The organism is Candidatus Pantoea communis (assembly GCF_011752685.1).
GTDB lineage: Bacteria > Pseudomonadota > Gammaproteobacteria > Enterobacterales > Enterobacteriaceae > Pantoea > Pantoea communis.
The window spans coordinates 36,493-53,930 of sequence record NZ_VWXC01000029.1; the positions used below are offsets into that span (position 1 = coordinate 36,493).

General features: G+C 54.1%; 14 protein-coding genes. 8 read left to right on the plus strand and 6 right to left on the minus strand.

Annotated features, from left to right (window positions below; all coding sequences use genetic code 11):
* Positions 1-4: 4 nt before the first annotated feature.
* The 3 genes from lolA to lrp form a co-directional block, all read right to left on the minus strand.
* Positions 5-616, minus strand: coding sequence for an outer membrane lipoprotein periplasmic chaperone LolA (gene lolA / locus F3J37_RS25495; RefSeq protein WP_034820613.1), 612 nt, complete (start codon positions 614-616; stop codon positions 5-7).
* A 175-nt stretch (positions 617-791) separates the two neighbouring features.
* A complete protein-coding gene (locus F3J37_RS25500; RefSeq protein WP_166936467.1) occupies positions 792-4,259 on the minus strand; it encodes a DNA translocase FtsK 4TM domain-containing protein in 3,468 nt (1,155 codons plus the stop codon).
* 119 nt (positions 4,260-4,378) lie between these two features.
* Positions 4,379-4,873, minus strand: coding sequence for a leucine-responsive transcriptional regulator Lrp (gene lrp, locus F3J37_RS25505; protein ID WP_006118610.1), 495 nt, complete (start codon positions 4,871-4,873; stop codon positions 4,379-4,381).
* A gap of 316 nt (positions 4,874-5,189) precedes the next feature.
* On the opposite strand from lrp, the gene F3J37_RS25510 reads away from it, so the two are divergent.
* The 6 genes from F3J37_RS25510 to infA all read left to right on the plus strand — a co-directional run bounded on the left by F3J37_RS25510 (position 5,190) and on the right by infA (position 11,300).
* Positions 5,190-5,387, plus strand: a complete 198-nt coding sequence (locus F3J37_RS25510) for a hypothetical protein (RefSeq protein WP_166936469.1) — start codon at positions 5,190-5,192, stop codon at positions 5,385-5,387.
* Between the two features lie 7 nt (positions 5,388-5,394).
* Entirely contained in the window at positions 5,395-6,360 is a 966-nt protein-coding gene (trxB, locus tag F3J37_RS25515) for a thioredoxin-disulfide reductase (RefSeq protein WP_045834092.1), read from the plus strand.
* Between the two features lie 146 nt (positions 6,361-6,506).
* Positions 6,507-8,276, plus strand: a complete 1,770-nt coding sequence (gene cydD, locus F3J37_RS25520; RefSeq protein ID WP_166936470.1) for a heme ABC transporter permease/ATP-binding protein CydD — start codon at positions 6,507-6,509, stop codon at positions 8,274-8,276.
* On the plus strand, positions 8,276-10,006 hold the full coding sequence (gene cydC, locus F3J37_RS25525) for a heme ABC transporter ATP-binding protein/permease CydC (protein ID WP_166936472.1): 1,731 nt from the start codon (positions 8,276-8,278) through the stop codon (positions 10,004-10,006). The genes cydD and cydC overlap by 1 nt, the downstream gene beginning before the upstream one ends.
* 33 nt (positions 10,007-10,039) lie before the next feature.
* The gene (aat, locus tag F3J37_RS25530; RefSeq protein ID WP_097119335.1) at positions 10,040-10,732 is read left to right on the plus strand and encodes a leucyl/phenylalanyl-tRNA--protein transferase; all 693 of its coding nucleotides are present in this window, start codon (positions 10,040-10,042) and stop codon (positions 10,730-10,732) included.
* Positions 10,733-11,081: 349 nt separating this feature from the next.
* Positions 11,082-11,300, plus strand: a complete 219-nt coding sequence (gene infA, locus F3J37_RS25535; protein WP_002211347.1) for a translation initiation factor IF-1 — start codon at positions 11,082-11,084, stop codon at positions 11,298-11,300.
* A 95-nt stretch (positions 11,301-11,395) separates the two neighbouring features.
* On the opposite strand, the gene clpA is transcribed toward infA, so the two are convergent.
* Positions 11,396-13,675 carry an ATP-dependent Clp protease ATP-binding subunit ClpA gene (clpA, locus tag F3J37_RS25540; RefSeq protein WP_034820660.1) on the minus strand — a complete coding sequence of 760 codons (2,280 nt, stop codon included), beginning with the start codon at positions 13,673-13,675 and terminating at the stop codon, positions 11,396-11,398.
* 55 nt (positions 13,676-13,730) lie between these two features.
* A complete protein-coding gene (gene clpS, locus F3J37_RS25545) occupies positions 13,731-14,051 on the minus strand; it encodes an ATP-dependent Clp protease adapter ClpS (RefSeq protein WP_034820663.1) in 321 nt (106 codons plus the stop codon).
* A gap of 322 nt (positions 14,052-14,373) precedes the next feature.
* Between clpS and cspD the strand changes: the two genes are divergently transcribed.
* Positions 14,374-14,595 carry a cold shock-like protein CspD gene (cspD, locus tag F3J37_RS25550; protein ID WP_038647847.1) on the plus strand — a complete coding sequence of 74 codons (222 nt, stop codon included), beginning with the start codon at positions 14,374-14,376 and terminating at the stop codon, positions 14,593-14,595.
* Between the two features lie 89 nt (positions 14,596-14,684).
* Here the strand turns inward: cspD and F3J37_RS25555 are convergent, their stop codons facing one another.
* Positions 14,685-16,325, minus strand: a complete 1,641-nt coding sequence (locus F3J37_RS25555; RefSeq protein ID WP_166936474.1) for an ATP-dependent nuclease — start codon at positions 16,323-16,325, stop codon at positions 14,685-14,687.
* 135 nt (positions 16,326-16,460) lie between these two features.
* Between F3J37_RS25555 and F3J37_RS25560 the strand changes: the two genes are divergently transcribed.
* Positions 16,461-17,357, plus strand: a complete 897-nt coding sequence (locus F3J37_RS25560) for a LysO family transporter (RefSeq protein WP_166936476.1) — start codon at positions 16,461-16,463, stop codon at positions 17,355-17,357.
* Positions 17,358-17,438 lie beyond the last annotated feature (81 nt).

The window sequence follows — 17,438 nt, forward strand, 5'->3', positions numbered from 1 at the left end:
GACCTCACTGACGTTGATCGTCCACCGTTACCCCTTTTGGCGGTGTAAAGGTGAACTTATCTGGGCTGATCGCACCGTTTTTCTGGCTTTTCAGCTGATAATCACTGTGTTGACCATCTTGCTCAATCGCACTGAATTTGTTGATGGTTCCGGATGCAGAGACGTTGATGGTGAATTGCTTCAGGTTGCCATCGCTACTTTTTGGTGTCAGTTCGAAATTATCACCCTGCTGCTTGATGTTGTACTGCTGCCAGTCGCTTGGCTGATTTCGGGCAATCAGCATAAACGGCGTATTGCTGGTGGCGTTCTGCAGCAGGCTAACGCTGGCTTGCTCGACAAACGGATTATAGAACCACAGGTTTTTACCGTCGGAGATAATCACGCTTTCGTCTGGCGCGGTCATATGCCAGTTGAATAAGCTTGGGCGTTTAACCCACAGCTCACCTTCACCATCCTGTACATTTGCACCGCTGCCATCTGTCACTTTCTGGCTAAAGCTGGCATGGAAGCTGTTTACTTTGTTCAGACGCTGCTGCAAATCGCTCGACGCATCCGCCAATACCGACGAAGAAACAAAACCGGCCAGCAGGCCGCAGGCAATAACGCGTAATTTCATCTGATTCGATTCCTTATTCATGGTTTCCCGACACTTACTGCATTAAACGTAGTTGCCGCTCTGTCTGTTCGACAGAAGAAAAAGCCGAAAGCTCCCAACGATATGGGGATCGTTCTGCAGATAAACAACGGGCCAGTGTTAACTGGCCCAGAAGTAAGTCATGGCGTGCGCTAGATTACATCTCGTGCGGCGGCGGTGATAGCACCTCGCGGTTACCATTATGGCCCGGTTCAGAGACAATACCCTGCGCTTCCATCTGTTCAATGATGCGCGCTGCACGGTTGTAACCAATACGGAACTGACGCTGCACACCGGAGATAGAGGCGCGACGTTTCTCGACCACAAATGAGACCGCCTGATCGAACAGCGGATCAAGCTCTTCATCACCATCAAGACCGCCCGCTGTGCTCTCGCTCTCTTCACCCGCGGTAATGCTGTCGATGTATTGCGGACGTCCACGTGCTTTCCAGTCCTGCACCACCGCATGCACTTCCTGATCGCGCACGAAGGCACCGTGGACACGCACCGGCATTGAGGAGTTAGGCGGCATATAAAGCATGTCACCCATCCCCAGCAGTGATTCCGCGCCGCCTTGATCAAGAATGGTGCGTGAGTCAATTTTACTGGACACCGTAAAGGCGATACGCGTTGGGATGTTGGCTTTGATCAAGCCGGTAATCACATCCACCGACGGACGCTGGGTTGCCAGCACCAGGTGAATACCCGCCGCACGCGCTTTCTGTGCCAGACGAGCAATCAACTCTTCAACTTTCTTACCCACCGCCATCATCAGATCGGCGAATTCATCGACCAGCACCACGATATACGGCAGTTTTTCCAGCACTGGCGGCGTGGTGTCCATGCTGTCACCCGGCTTCCAGAACGGGTCTGGAATTGGACGCCCCATGGCAGCAGCCTGCTCAATTTTCTCGTTGTAACCGGCAAGATTACGCACGCCCAGCGCAGACATCAGCTTATAGCGGCGTTCCATCTCACCCACACTCCAGCGCAGCGCGTTCGCTGCATCTTTCATGTCGGTGACCACCTCAGTCAGCAAATGCGGAATGCCTTCGTAGACGGAGAGCTCCAGCATTTTCGGATCGATCATGATAAAGCGCACTTCTTCTGGTGTGGCTTTATACAGCATGCTGATGATCATGGTGTTCACACCAACCGACTTACCGGAACCGGTCGTACCGGCAACCAGCAGGTGCGGCATCTTCGCCAGATCGGCCACCACCGGCTGGCCCGAAATGTCTTTCCCCAGCACCACTGACAGCGGTGACGGGTTATCACGGAACTTGTCGCAATCCAGCACTTCGCGCAGATACACGGTTTGGCGATGTTTGTTCGGTAATTCCAGGCCGACGTAAGGTTTGCCTGGAATCACTTCCACTACACGCACCGCGACGGCAGAGAGCGAACGGGCCAAATCGCGCGACAGGTTAGAGATACGTGCGGCTTTCACGCCAGGAGCAAGATCCAGCTCAAAGCGGGTGATAACCGGGCCAGGCGAGATGCCCACCACCTCAGCCTTCACACGATAATCGGCCAGACGCGCTTCAACCAGACGTGCTGTCTGCTCAAGCGCGAACATATCCACCGGTTCCTCTTCCGAAGGCGGAGAGGTCAGCAAATCAAGCGTCGGCAGCGGCGTAGAAGGCTTTTCCAGCGGACGTTCATGACGAACCAGGAACGGATGGAACAGGCTATCTTGCGCAGGTGCGAGCGGTTGAGGCGCTTCTGCTGGCGCAGCATAGCTTTCGGTCTCGGGCGATGACCATGGGCTATTGTGCTCATTCAGCGATGGCATGGCTTCCGGCTGCGGTGCTGCAGGTTGTTGCCACTGCGCAGGTGCTTCAGATTGCGGTGCGGCAGGCTGCTGCCACTGCGCAGGCGCTTCAGGTTGCGGTGCGACAGGCTGCTGCCATTGCGCAGGCGCTTCCGGCTCAGGCGTGGCAGCGATGGTAAACAATGGCTCGCTTGGGCCGTCATCAACCAAATCTTTCATCGGCGAAAAATCAAAGGCTGATGAAGTATCAAGGTTAAATACTGGGCCTTCATGGGTATCAGATTGCTGATAGCGTTGTTGCTGCTGAGCGGCAAACTGATTAGCCAACTGCGCCTGATGTAAAGCCTCTTCATCTTCTTCGACTTGATGCTGTCCGGTCTCTGCATAGCGCTGCTGTTGCTGAGACGCAAACGCTTCGCGCAGGTGTGCTTCCTGCAACGCGGCATCCTCTTCATGATCCTGTAACGGTTCATGATAGGTCGCAGTCATTTCAGGCAGTTGCTGTTCGGCTTCTTCTCGCGCTTTGTCTTCAGCCATACGCTGTGACGGCAACTTAATGCCGTAAGAAGCCAGTTCACGACGTGTTGGCAGTTTAACTTTGTTCGGACGCGGCAATTCAGGGCCAATACCCTGCTTCACCTGCGGGTTGTAATCGCGCTCCGGCACCACATCGAAAGCGGGTGTATACGCAGAAGCCGTTTTCGCTGCAGCTGCCCCCACTGCTGCGGCTGCCGCAGTGTTCAGAGAAGCAGATGATTGAGCGGCATCCTGCCAGTTCCCCATGCGTGGCCCTTCATCGTCATCAACGGGTGAAAACGCTGAAGGTGCAGGTTCGCCCGGAACTTCAAAGCGATACAGCGGCGGTGCGGGTTGAATAACCGGTTCAGGCGCAGGCGGTACCGCAACAGGTGCTTCTGCCGCTCGCACTTCCGGGGTATGAACAACAGGTGCCGCTTCGGCTGGTGCATTGAACACGGGGGAAGGCACAACTGGCGCCTGGTGTGCTGCTTCGGCGGTCACAGCAATGGCTGCAGCTGTCGCGGCACTGGCTTTGGCTAGCAGAGGATCATCCGGCAGCTGTTCGGCGATAGGCTCAGCCACCTTACGCGGCTTAGCCAGTAGAACGTCATCATCGTCATCATGCGATTGCGCAGCACGCAGTTGAGGCGCAGCATGTTCGGCATGCTCTTCCTCTTCTTCGTACTCATCTTCTTCCTGCCAGGGTTCGTCATGACGAGAGCGGTTGCTGGCGAAGGTCAGCACGCCCATCACCACGCTCCCGATTTTTTCGGCGATCGTCAGCCACGACCAGCCTGTGTACAGGGTTATGCCTGCCGCCCAGACGCAGATCAGCGTTAAAGTACCGCCGGCAGAACTAAACCAGGGTGCCATCGCATTACTGACGAGGCTGCCAATCACACCGCCCGAAGCAAAGTACCAGATGTCGTCGACGTTCAGCGCGGCCAAACCGCAAGTGGTCACCACCAGCGCCAGTACGCCAATCAGGCGTAAGCCCACCGCAAAGTAATCGATGTAATCCTGGCGATCGCGCTGACGGAACGTAATCCAGCACAAGCCAATGATGACCGGAGGAATGGCATACGCCATCACGCCGAAAATGAATAAAAGGGTATCCGCCAGCCATGCGCCGACACTGCCGCCCAAATTATGGATCGGTTCATGCCAGGCGGTCTGCGACCAGCTGGGATCGGAAGGGTTGAAGCTAACCAGCGACACCATCAAATAGATGGCGAACAGGGCCACAAGGATGAGCAACGCTTCCAGCAGCCTGCGTCCACTGCTCAGCGGTTGTAACGAAACGTCTTTATCTTCTGTATATTCCTGGCTCAAGAGAACTCTCCAGGTGCCTGTAAATTAAGAAGGCAACAGCGCCGGGCAAGCCCGACGCTGGTCCTGTATGAATTCACAGGAGTGTACCGAATTCCTGCAAGTTTTGCACCTGCCCTGCATTACCGGGTTTTGATCACCAGACGATTGCTCTGTTTGACCTCTTCCATCACCACGTAAGTACGGGTGTCGTTAACGCCCGGCAGGCGCAGCAAGGTTTCACCCAAAAGCTTACGGTAGGCGGACATGTCCGGTACACGGGTTTTCAACAGGTAGTCAAAGTCACCGGAAACGAGGTGACACTCTTGAGTTTCCTCAAGTTTTTGTACAGCGGCGTTAAATTGTTCAAACACATCTGGCGCACCACGATTCAGAGTAATCTCAACGAATACCAGCAGTGAAGCATCCAGATAATGTGGGTTCAGTTGTGCGGTGTAACCCAAAATGAAGCCCTGACGTTCCAGTCGACGCACACGCTCAAGACACGGCGTAGGTGATAAGCCAACACGTTTTGAAAGCTCAACATTAGAAATACGGCCGTCTTTTTGCAATTCATTCAGAATGTTTCTGTCGATACGGTCCAGATCTTTTCCGGGGCGTTTCTTATTGTCTACCATTATTATTGTCTCTCTTAATTCCTTCCCTTTACCTGCCACACCCTGAAAACGCTCATTGTTCAGGGCCTTACTGAAGTGAAGACGATAAGTCTGTGCAGTAACGCTTCCATCCGTATGACGCATGTTGTCTGTCCACATCATGCGTCATTACCAATGTCAGACTGAGTTTATCCGGCAAAAACGTGCAAAACAGAAATGATATTCTGTTTTGAACCGCTAAATATTCTCCGCTTCTGGTAATGTTTTCGCAAAACAGCAGGCGATTGTCAAAGTAAAACATCCAAATTCAGTACAAGATGCCAGATAGAGTTCTGGGTTGCTGTTTTTAAATGAGAATTTTTATGCTGCTGCACCAGAATTTGCCGAGCATTGCCCCCCTTTTGGCGCAATCGACGTGCAGAATTTGCACTCATCGACTACGCCGCTTGCAGCGATTGTTATCAAAATTGCTGAAACCTTTTTTTGCTGCGCTAATTTCCCTACAATCAAAAACTATGTTGTCGCAAAAAACTGAGGAACGCATGAGTACGGCCAAACACAGTAAGCTGCTCATTTTAGGCTCCGGCCCTGCCGGATATACTGCGGCAGTCTATGCCGCCCGCGCTAACCTGAATCCGGTATTGATTACCGGGCTGGAAAAAGGCGGTCAGCTCACCACCACAACTGAAGTGGAGAATTGGCCAGGCGATCCGAACGATCTGACAGGCCCGGCGTTGATGGAACGTATGCAAGAGCATGCCGAGAAATTCAACACCGAAATTATTTTCGACCATATTCATACAGTAGATTTGCAGAATCGCCCGTTCCGTTTAACGGGGGACAGTGGCGAATACACCGCTGACGCGCTGATCATTGCTACTGGCGCCTCCGCACGTTATCTCGGCCTGCCCTCTGAAGAAGCGTTCAAAGGCAAAGGCGTTTCCGCCTGTGCGACCTGTGACGGTTTCTTTTATCGCAATCAAGAAGTCGCGGTGATTGGTGGCGGTAATACCGCGGTGGAAGAGGCCCTTTACCTGGCAAATATCGCGGCGAAAGTCCATTTGATTCACCGTCGTGATAGCTTCCGTGCGGAAAAAATCCTGATCGATCGTCTGATGGATAAAGTGCGCAACGGCAACATCGTATTGCACACCGATCGCACACTGGAAGAAGTGGTCGGCGATCAGATGGGTGTCACCGGTGTGAAACTGCTTTCCACCAAAGGTGAAGAGCCGGAAACGCTGGATGTTGCCGGGCTGTTTGTGGCGATTGGTCATAGCCCGAATACTGCCATTTTCGACGGCCAGCTGGCGCTGGAAAACGGCTATATCAAAGTGCAGTCCGGTCTGCAGGGCAATGCGACCCAGACCAGCATTCCTGGCGTGTTTGCGGCGGGTGACGTGATGGATCATATTTATCGCCAGGCGATCACGTCTGCCGGCACCGGCTGTATGGCGGCGCTGGATGCAGAACGCTATCTTGACGGGCTTGTTAAAACCGATCTGTAACTTGTTAATAAGCTGATCATAATTGCAAAGAGGCGACCTGTTTAGGTCGCCTTTTTTATTGCCTGCATGCTAAAGTTCATGCGCTTACTATTTCCGGATACTTTATCCGGTTTTGCCTCTCTCCATCAGTGATCAAACGGCTTCGCATGGAAAAATCACGGCAGCAACATCTTCTTCGCTGGCTCCGCCAGCAACGTCTTCATGGCGCACGAAGTTTACGTGCCGCATCGCTATTCGGTTTTGCCGGTGCACTGGTGATTATTGCTCAAGCCTGGTTGCTGGCCTCGCTGCTGCAGAATCTTATTGTCGCCCAACAACCGCGCGGTGCCCTGCTGACTGATTTCATCCTGCTGCTGTTGTGCTTTGCTCTTCGCGCAGGTCTGCACTATGCACGAGAAATGGCAGGTTACCGTGCTGGCGTTGCCATCCGTCGCGCTCTGCGCAAACAGGTACTGGATAAGCTGAATGATTTAGGTCCTGCCTGGGTTCAGGGCAAACCAGCGGGAAGCTGGGCAACGCTGCTGCTTGAGCAAATTGAAGAGATGCAAGAGTATTACGCGCGGTATCTGCCACAGATGTCACTGGCCGTTTTTATTCCCTTCGCCATCCTGATAGCCATCTTCCCCATTAACTGGGCGGCAGGATTGATCCTGCTCGCGACCGCACCGCTGATTCCAATTTTCATGGCGATGGTCGGCATGGGTGCCGCCGATGCAAACCGTCGCAACTTCCTCGCACTGGCACGTCTGAGCGGCGATTTTTATGACCGCCTGCGCGGGCGTGAAACCTTGCGCCTGTTCTACAGGGCTGCCGCTGAACAGCAGGCGATTGCTGAAAGCACCACGGATTTTCGTCAGCGCACCATGGAAGTGCTGCGCCTTGCTTTTCTCTCTTCCGCAGTGCTGGAATTCTTTGCCTCACTGGCGATTGCCGTGGTCGCGGTCTATTTTGGCTTCTCCTATCTTGGCGAACTCAATTTCGGCCATTACGGCACTGGCGTGACCTTGTTTGCTGGATTCCTGGCACTGATATTGGCGCCTGAGTTTTTCCAGCCGCTGCGCGATCTGGGTACTTTTTACCACGCTAAAGCGCAAGCTGTTGGGGGCGCCGATGCACTGGATCGTTTTCTTAACGAAAGTCCGGAGATCCCAGCTTCCACCTCCAGCCTGTCAGTCGCTTTCGATACCCCTTTAAGCCTTGAAGCACAAGATTTGGTGGTGATGACAGCCAAAGGTGAAGCGTTATCACAGCCGCTGAATTTTACGCTTGAGGCGAATAAACGCGTGGCGCTGGTGGGTCAGAGTGGAGCGGGTAAATCAGCACTGATGAACGTGTTGCTCGGCTTTCTACCCTATCAAGGATCGCTGCGGGTCAATGGGCATGAACTGCGGGATATCAGCCGTGAGAACTGGCAGCAGCATCTGGCGTGGGTCGGTCAAAATCCCCATTTGCCCGCGACCACGTTGCGCGAAAACCTGTCTCTCAACAGCAGCATGGATGAAGCAACACTGCGCAGCGTTTTGCAACAGGCGGGCGTGGATGAGTTTCTCGCCCGTTTACCGCAAGGCCTCGACACATCCATTGGCGATGGTGGAATGGGCCTTTCTGTTGGCCAGGCACAACGCGTCGCCGTTGCGCGTGCACTGTTGAAACCGGCACAACTACTGCTGCTGGACGAGCCCGGTTCAGGTCTTGATAGCCAAAGTGAACAGCATGTGTTGCGCGCATTAAACCAGGCAGCCACACAGCAAACCACCCTCATGATCACCCACCAACTTCACGATCTTGCCAGTTGGGATGAAGTTTGGGTGATGCAATCCGGGCAACTGGTGCAGCAGGGGCAGTGGCAACAACTGATTGCTCAGGACGGGCCGTTGCGTGCCATGGTGCAGCATCGCCAGCAGGAGATTGTCTGATGAATCCACTATTGCCGTTTCTGCGCCTGTTCCGTCGTCATCCCTGGCGTTTAGGTCTGGGCATCGTGTTAGCCATTGCGACTTTGCTCGCCAGTATCGGCTTGCTCACCCTATCTGGCTGGTTCCTCGCCGCCTCATCGCTGGCTGGCGTGGCTGGCCTGTACAGTTTCAACTATATGTTGCCCGCAGCAGGGGTGCGTGGCGCGGCCATCACTCGCACTGCGTCGCGTTACTTCGAACGCTTAGTCAGTCACGATGCCACTTTCAGGGTGTTGCAGCATTTGCGTGTGTTCACCTTTAGCAAACTGATCGCACTGGCCCCCGAACAACTGGCCTGTTTCAGACAGGGCGAACTGCTTAACCGCTTTGTCAGTGATGTCGATACGTTAGACCATCTCTATCTGCGCGTCATTTCACCGCTGGGCGGCGCGGCGGTAGTGATAGTGGTAGTCACTTGCGGTCTGGCGATATTGGATGTGCCACTGGCGCTGCTGTTGGGCGGGATGATGCTGCTGACGCTTTTGCTCATGCCGCCGCTGTTCTGGCGATTAGGCACCTCTGCCGGGCATCGCATCGCCCAGCACCAAGCCAGCTGGCGCTTGCAACTGACGCAATGGGTAACCGGACTGGCTGAACTGCAAATTTATGGTGCTGCGGCCTTATGGCGTCAAAAACTGGATGCGGAGGAAATGCGCTGGCAGCAGGCACAGCAGCGTCAGCATCGTCTGCAAGCGCTGGCGCAAAGCCTGTTATTGTTAATCAGCGGATCAACCGTCGTCTTGCTACTGTGGATCTCCGCAGCGGGCGTGGGCGGCGATAGCGCACCTGGCGCATTCATCGCACTTTTCGTGTTCTGCGGCCTGGCGGCATTTGAAGCGCTGGCACCGGTAGCAGGCGCCTTTTTGCCGCTTTCGCAGGTCACTGGTGCGGCGCAGCGCGTACAGGAAATCATTGAGCAAGCGCCTCTGATTCGTTTTCCATCCTCGACCGTGCCCTCTGATTCGGGCATCAGCCTGACGCTGGAAAAAATCACTTTCAGCTATCCGCAGCGACCGGAACCGGTACTCAGGCACTTCTCGCTGACACTGCGCACCGGTGAGCATCTGGCACTGCTCGGCCCCACCGGCTGCGGCAAATCCAGTTTGCTGGCACTGATCACGCGTGGCTGGCAGGCGCAGCAGGGTGACATTCGACTGAATAATATTCCCCTAGCTGAGTGGGACGAAAAAAGTCTGCGTCAACGTATCAGCGTGGTCACGCAGCGCGTGCATCTGTTTAGTCAGACGTTACGCGATAATTTACTGCTGGCACACCCTGCCGCCAGTGATGAACAACTGAATGCAGTACTGCATCAGGTTGGACTCACCCATTTGGCGGAACATGATGAAGGGCTCAACGCGTGGATGGGTGAAGGTGGCCGCCCGCTGTCGGGAGGCGAATTGCGTCGCCTGGCCATTGCGCGCGCCCTGCTGCACAACGGCGATCTGTGGTTGCTTGATGAGCCCACCGAAGGCCTGGACGCCACCACCGAACAGCAGATATTGACGCTGTTGCGCCAGGTCAGTCAGGGTAAGGCGGTAATCATGGTGACCCATCGCCTCAGTGGCCTGGCAACAATGGATCGTATTTGCGTGATGGACCAGGGACAGATTATTGAGTCGGGCACGCATGACGAATTAATCTCAAAAGCAGGACGCTATTGGCGTTTCCACCAGCGCTTTGCGCTATAGTCTTAGCGAGCAGCCCGAAGGGTAATTGACGCAATGAGACTGGTACAACTTTCACGGGATTCATTAAATTTTCCTCCGCCGGAGATGGCGCTGCGCGAGCCGAACGGATTATTGGCGATGGGCGGCGACCTCTCCCCTGCCCGACTGATGAACGCCTATCAGCGCGGCATTTTCCCCTGGTTTTCGCCCGGCGACCCGATTCTATGGTGGTCGCCCGATCCACGTGCCGTGATGCTTCCTGAATCTTTTCATCTCAGCCGCAGTATGGCGCGTTTCCATCGCCGTTCACCTTTTCGCGTCACCATGAACCATGCTTTCCCGCAGGTACTGGAAGGCTGTGCCAGCGGCAGACAAGAAGGCACCTGGATTACCTTTGAGGTGAAACGCGCCTGGCTGCGTTTGTACGAGCTGGGTCACGCGCATTCGATTGAGGTTTGGAACGATAATCGGCTGGTAGGCGGCATGTATGGTCTGGCGCTTGGGCAGATTTTTTGTGGCGAGTCGATGTTTAGCCGCCAGGAAAATGCGTCAAAAACTGCGCTGTGGGTGTTCTCTCAGCATTTTCTCGCTCATCAGGGACGCTTGATTGATTGCCAGGTGCTTAACCCACATACGGCTTCGTTGGGCGCCGTTGAAATCCCGCGTGTCGATTATTTACAGTACGTGCAAACACTGGCGTGGCAGCCTGTTTTAAGCGGTTGCTGGCAAACACAAACCCTTTTTTGACCCTGCTCGCAGATGTTTTGCACACAATTCCCGACAAAAGTGATACAATAAGCGAGTTTGGTATGTCGTCCGCGCTTCGCTGTGGCGAGCCGGAATTGCCAGGTTGGGAATCTCATCCATTTCCCGAAGCTGTTACCGTTGTGCACTTGATGCCAATTGCGACAACTTCTTAGCCCGCTAATCCCCCGCAGACGTCAATAAAAACACCCGAATTTTTCCGTAATGCACGCGCAATGGCGCGACGCACGGCGAAGCGTTGGCAAAATCGCCAACGGTTCTTTACATAAATCATGGAATTCGGCATTATCTTGCCGGTTCAACAGTTTGGTAGTTCACCCCAGAGGATTCGATGGCCAAAGAAGACAATATTGAAATGCAAGGTACCGTACTGGATACGTTACCTAACACCATGTTCCGCGTAGAACTTGAAAACGGGCACGTGGTTACCGCTCATATCTCCGGTAAAATGCGCAAAAACTACATCCGCATCCTGACGGGCGACAAAGTGACTGTCGAGTTGACCCCGTACGACCTGAGCAAAGGCCGCATTGTCTTCCGTAGTCGCTAAGTTGTTGTCCACATCTCGCGTTTGTGGCAATTAACTGAGCGCGAAAAAAAAGGCCGGATTTTCATCCGGCCTTTTCTTATCTGCAACTCAGCACATCAGTGCACAGTCCCTTCGGTTTTCCGTTTTTCCGCACTCAGGAAATGGTAGGTCAGCTGGTTTTTTTCTTTATCCAGCGCCACCGAGACTGAACCGCCATCCACTAATGAACCAAACAGCAGTTCGTTAGCCAGTGGTTTCTTCAGATTCTCCTGCACGGCACGTGCCATTGGACGGGCACCCATCGCTTTGTCGTAACCTTTATCCGCCAGCCAGTCACGAGCATCATCACTGACTTCCAGCGAGACGCCTTTTGCATCCAGTTGCGCTTGCAACTCGACGATGAACTTATCCACCACCTGATGGATAACCGCGGTATCCAGATGACGGAACCAGATAATGTTATCCAGACGGTTACGGAACTCAGGCGTAAAGATCTTTTTGATCTCTTCCATCGCGTCGGTGCTGTTGTCCTGCTGAATCAAACCAATCGACTTGCGCTCAGTTTCACGAACACCGGCGTTGGTGGTCATCACCAGCACCACATTGCGGAAGTCCGCTTTGCGGCCGTTGTTATCGGTCAGCATGCCGTTATCCATCACCTGCAGCAGCAGGTTAAAGACATCCGGGTGCGCTTTCTCGATTTCATCCAGCAGCACCACCGCATGCGGATGCTTAATCACCGCATCGGTGAGCAAACCACCCTGATCGAAACCAACATATCCCGGAGGTGCACCGATCAAACGGCTAACGGTGTGGCGCTCCATATACTCGGACATATCGAAACGCAGCAGCTCAATCCCCAGGGCCTTCGCCAGCTGAACCGTCACCTCGGTTTTACCGACGCCGGTTGGACCAGCAAACAGGAATGACCCCACGGGTTTACGATCCTGACCGAGACCGGCACGGCTCATCTTGATCGCTTCAGTCAGTGCTTCAATCGCGTTATCCTGGCCAAACACCAGCATTTTCAGACGATCGCCGAGATTTTTCAGCGTGTCGCGATCGGTGGCTGACACACTCTGCTCTGGGATACGCGCAATACGTGCCACCACAGATTCAATATCAGATACATTGACCGTTTTCTTACGCTTACTCACCGGCACCAGGCGCGCACGCGCACCCGCTTCATCTATCACGTCAATCGCCTTATCCGGCAGATGACGATCGTTGATGTATTTCACCGCCAGTTCCACGGCTGCACGCACTGCCTTCGCGGTATAACGCACATCATGGTGAGCTTCATACTTCGGTTTCAGTCCGTTAAGAATCTGCACGGTTTCTTCGACAGAAGGTTCGGTAATGTCTATCTTCTGGAAACGACGCGCCAGCGCACGGTCCTTCTCAAAGATGTTGCTGAACTCCTGATAGGTGGTTGACCCCATCACGCGGATTTTTCCGCTGGAGAGCAACGGTTTGATCAGGTTAGCGGCATCCACCTGTCCACCGGAAGCGGCACCCGCACCAATAATGGTGTGAATTTCATCGATAAACAGGATGCTACTGGTGTCTTGTTCCAGCTGTTTGAGCAGCGCTTTGAAACGTTTTTCAAAATCACCACGGTACTTGGTACCCGCAAGCAGCGAACCGATATCCAGCGAGTAGATGGTGCAATCTTTCATCACTTCCGGAACATCGCCCTGCACAATGCGCCAGGCCAGCCCTTCCGCAATCGCGGTTTTACCCACGCCAGATTCACCCACCAGCAGCGGGTTATTCTTACGGCGACGGCACAATACCTGAATGGCACGCTCCAGCTCTTTATCGCGGCCGATCAGCGGGTCGATTCCGCCGACACGAGCAAGCTGATTAAGATTGGTGGTGAAGTTTTCCATACGTTCCTCCCCGCCTGCTTGCTCTTCGTTAACCGGATTCTCCGCATTGTTCTGCGGCTGGCCCGGCTCATCTTTACGCGTACCATGGGAGATGAAGTTCACCACATCGAGGCGGCTGACTTCGTGTTTGCGCAGCAGGTAAGCCGCTTGAGACTCCTGCTCGCTGAAAATGGCGACCAGCACGTTCGCGCCTGCCACTTCGCTGCGACCGGATGACTGGACATGGAATACCGCACGTTGCAACACGCGCTGGAAGCTGAGCGTTGGTTGAGTATCACGCTCCTCTTCACTGGCTGGCAGCACCGGCGTGGTTTGTTCGATGAAGGCTTCGAGTTCCTGTCGCAGAGCCACGATATCCACCGTACAGGCTTCCAGTGCCTCTCTGGCCGACGGGTTGCTAAGCAATGCCAGCAACAGATGCTCGACGGTCATAAATTCATGACGGTGCTCGCGCGCTCTGGCGAAAGCCATGTTTAAACTGAGTTCCAGTTCTTGATTGAGCATTTGGCACCTCCCCCAATTATCGCTCTGACGACCTTTCCCCTATATGGAGACGGGCTCAGGCTTTTTCCAGCGTACACAGCAACGGATGTTCATTCTCTCGTGCGTAATTGTTCACCTGGGCGACTTTGGTTTCCGCCACTTCTGCAGTGAATACACCACAAATCGCCTTTCCGTGGTAGTGAACTTTCAACATCAGTTGCGTTGCACGTTCAACATCATAAGAAAAGAACTTTTGCAGAACGTCAATAACAAATTCCATAGGTGTATAATCGTCATTATTCAGAATGACTTTATACATCGAAGGCGGCTTTAACCCTTCGCGTACTTTATCTTCGGCTAGATGTTCAAAATTAAGCCAGTCGTTTGTGTTTGCCATAATGTTCCGTCGAAATTCTGCGTTACGATTGCGCGCATTTCTGCGCCCATTCCTAAGTTTAACATGTCTGTCAAGCCACCTTTCCCTTAAGAAAAAACGGCCCTAAAAGCCCATGCGCGACCTGTATCACAAAATTTGCAATAGCGTTAACTGCCTCAAATTTTGATGAATTTCTCCCCGTGCGCCAGGGCCGTTTGCTTGACGATAAGGACCGTTTCTCTACATTCTACTTACACAAGCTGATTGAGTTTTAAACAAACTCGACTCACAGCTTCAATGACCTCACCTACTGTTCAAAATGTCTTGCGAGGGAAGTAAAAGCATGGAGACGGGTACTGTTAAATGGTTCAACAACGCCAAGGGCTTCGGCTTTATCTGTCCGATTGGCGGCGGCGACGATATCTTCGCACACTACTCCACGATTCAGATGGAGGGATACAGAACGCTGAAGGCCGGCCAGCAGGTTCAGTTCGATGTCCATGAAGGGCCAAAAGGCAATCACGCCAGCTTGATTGTGCCCTGTGAAGTCACGCAAGTCGCCTGACGCGCGCCTCTTCATTCATTCTGACCACTCCCGAAAAAAAATGCCAGCCGCAGACGCTGGCATTTTTCTTTTGCGGATTTTCCCGCCCCTCAATCTGCACGTCCGCGAGCTAACCACATCACGCGAGCAAACAGCTGATCCAGTAACGAGGGAATCGCCTGCGGCCCACGCTCTGCCGCCGCCATGGCTACCGCAATCGCCAATTCGGGTTTCGAGCTGTGATGAATCGCTTTAGTAATAATACGCCGCGCATTCATCGGCGCGTTTAACGGCAGGTGCGCCATGTCGTGATAAACGTCGCTGAACCCCTGCTTATAGAGAAAATGTTCTATATCCGGGGCCGGGAACTGCGTCAGATGATCGTCTTGCTGCTCATGCTCCTGCAGTTGGCTCCGTGCGCTGGCTGCATACTTATTGCCCGCTTCGTCGCCGTCAGTCAACACATGCCAGGCAATTCCCATGCGTCTGGCAAACTTCAACAGCGGCTTAAGACCAGACTGCGCAAATTCGATGACTTTGACCCCTTCGGCCGCAAAATGGTAACCGCGCTGCCGTGCCAGTTCATTGATGATCCACACTTCCGTCTCCCCCTCCACCAGCAACCAGCAGCGGGCAAAGAGTGCCGAGGGGCGATTCACGCGGATATGAAAGCCAATACGGCGGCTCTCCTCAGCGCTCAATCCTTCAGGACCAATCCGCCATGCCGCAACGCGTGTAGGTTCACGCACCAGGCGACAAATATTCTCTAACGGCACCTGAGATAACAGCTCCCCCGAATTGGTGGTGGTGATTTTTTGCAGCGGCATTAAATCCAGCAGATTCCACGCCACTGACAGCATAATTGGATGCAGTCGCGTTTCCGGATCCTCCACCAGCAACAATGGATGAGCGCCCGGCGGCAGCGCTTCATTGCCGTGCGCCTGAATCAGTAAAGAGAACATGCGCAACAATATGACCTGCCGACTGCGTGATTCCGTTCCCGCAATCAGGTGGTTAAGCTTGTCGAGTGAACGCCAGCCTTGCGAACCATCGCGTAATTCCGGTGCGACACGCGCCGCGCTGACCCCCGGTTGCTGCACAAGGAAGTAGTGCTCCAGCAATTGCTGCATGGTGTGCAAGCCCTGACGCAGTAAATCGTCGCTCAGATTCTGCGGCTGCACCACCAAATCCCGGGTTAATTTATCGACTTCCTGTGACAATTCACTCAGCGTCGTGGCCCGGCGGTCCGCATCGGTGCTGCTGTGCCGTCCACGCCGGCCAAAGCGCGCATCGCGCAGTCTGAGCACGGGATAAAAGGCACGCAGATGGGCCAGCGCCGCCTCAGTGCCTTCCATCGCCAGCACATCGCCATTTTGGTCGATGAAGCGCCAGGTGGTTTTCACACCATGCTCGTTGCGGCGCGCACGGGTGCTGAAGCGGATAAAGCGCCCGTTTTCATCGCGCTGCCAGAAAGGCTGGAACACCGCTTCATCATCGCCCGCTTGTGCTCGAAAGCGAAACACCAGTTGCAGCTGGCGCAGGCGTGCTTCCAGATCGCCCGGTGGGAAGTGAAAATCATGTTCGGTAAACTGATAAGGTTCAGCCGCAGGCGCCAGTAATAATGTCAGCGCATCCAGCAAGCTGGATTTACCCCAGGCATTTTCACCAATCAGCAGATTGGTATCAGTGAGCGGCAACGACAGCCGATTGATGCCACGAAAACCGCGAATATCGATATGTTCCAGAAACATCATGCTATCCCTTGAGTGCTTTGCCTGAGCATGGTTCGCCTCGTTAAGTTGGTCAAGTTAATGCACGGGTAAAAGGTTTACACTTCAACTGTTTTCCGATAGCTTGCGGCCCTCTCCCACGGATGGAAACGCTCTATGTATGGCTTGATCATCATTCTGCTGCCACTGATTGCTGGCTATTTACTGCATGTGACCCGTGCCAATCTGCTGCGCGGCGTCGCCCGTATGCTGAGCGCACTGGTGTACATCATCCTGTTTTTTATGGGCACCAGTCTCGCTTTCCTCGATAACCTCAGCAGTAATCTGCTCACCATTTTTCATACCGCGTTGATCAGTATGCTGTGCATTCTCGCCTGTTCTCTGCTGGCTTTCTGGCTACTGGAGAAGCGCGTGCCGTGGCATCACCCGCACAAGCAGCAAGCCCTGCCTTCACGTCTGCACATGGCGCTGGAATCCCTCAAGCTGTGCGGCTCGGTACTGGGCGGATTCCTGTTGGGATTAAGCCAGTGGTCAATTCTGCGCCACGCATCAACCATCAGTGAATATGCCCTGATGCTGATGTTGTTTCTGGTCGGCATTCAACTGCGCAGCAGCGGCATGACCTTGCGTCAAATCACGCTCAATCGTCGCGGCATGCTGGTAGCCGCGGTGTCGCTATGCAGCGCCTTGATCGGTGGAATGCTGGCCGCATTATGGCTCGATTTGCCAATCAAAACCGGCCTGGCGCTTGCCAGCGGCTTCGGCTGGTACTCGCTGTCCGGTATTCTGATGACCGAATCCTTCGGCCCGGTGATTGGCAGCGCGGCCTTCTTTAACGACCTGCTGCGTGAGCTGATCACCATCATGTTAATTCCGCTACTGATCAGCCGTCAGCGCAGCATGACGCTGGGATTGAGTGGTGCCACCTCAATGGATTTCACCCTGCCGATTCTGCAACGCACTGGCGGCATGGAGATTGTTCCAGCGGCGATCGTGCACGGTTTTATCATGAGCTTATTAGCGCCGATTCTTATCGCGTTGTTCTCCGCCTGACCGCAGAGCGCATTTTTTCACGGCTGCGCGCCGTCTCCATCGTCTACGCTTTCTGACTGACACGTTTCCGCCATCGGGATG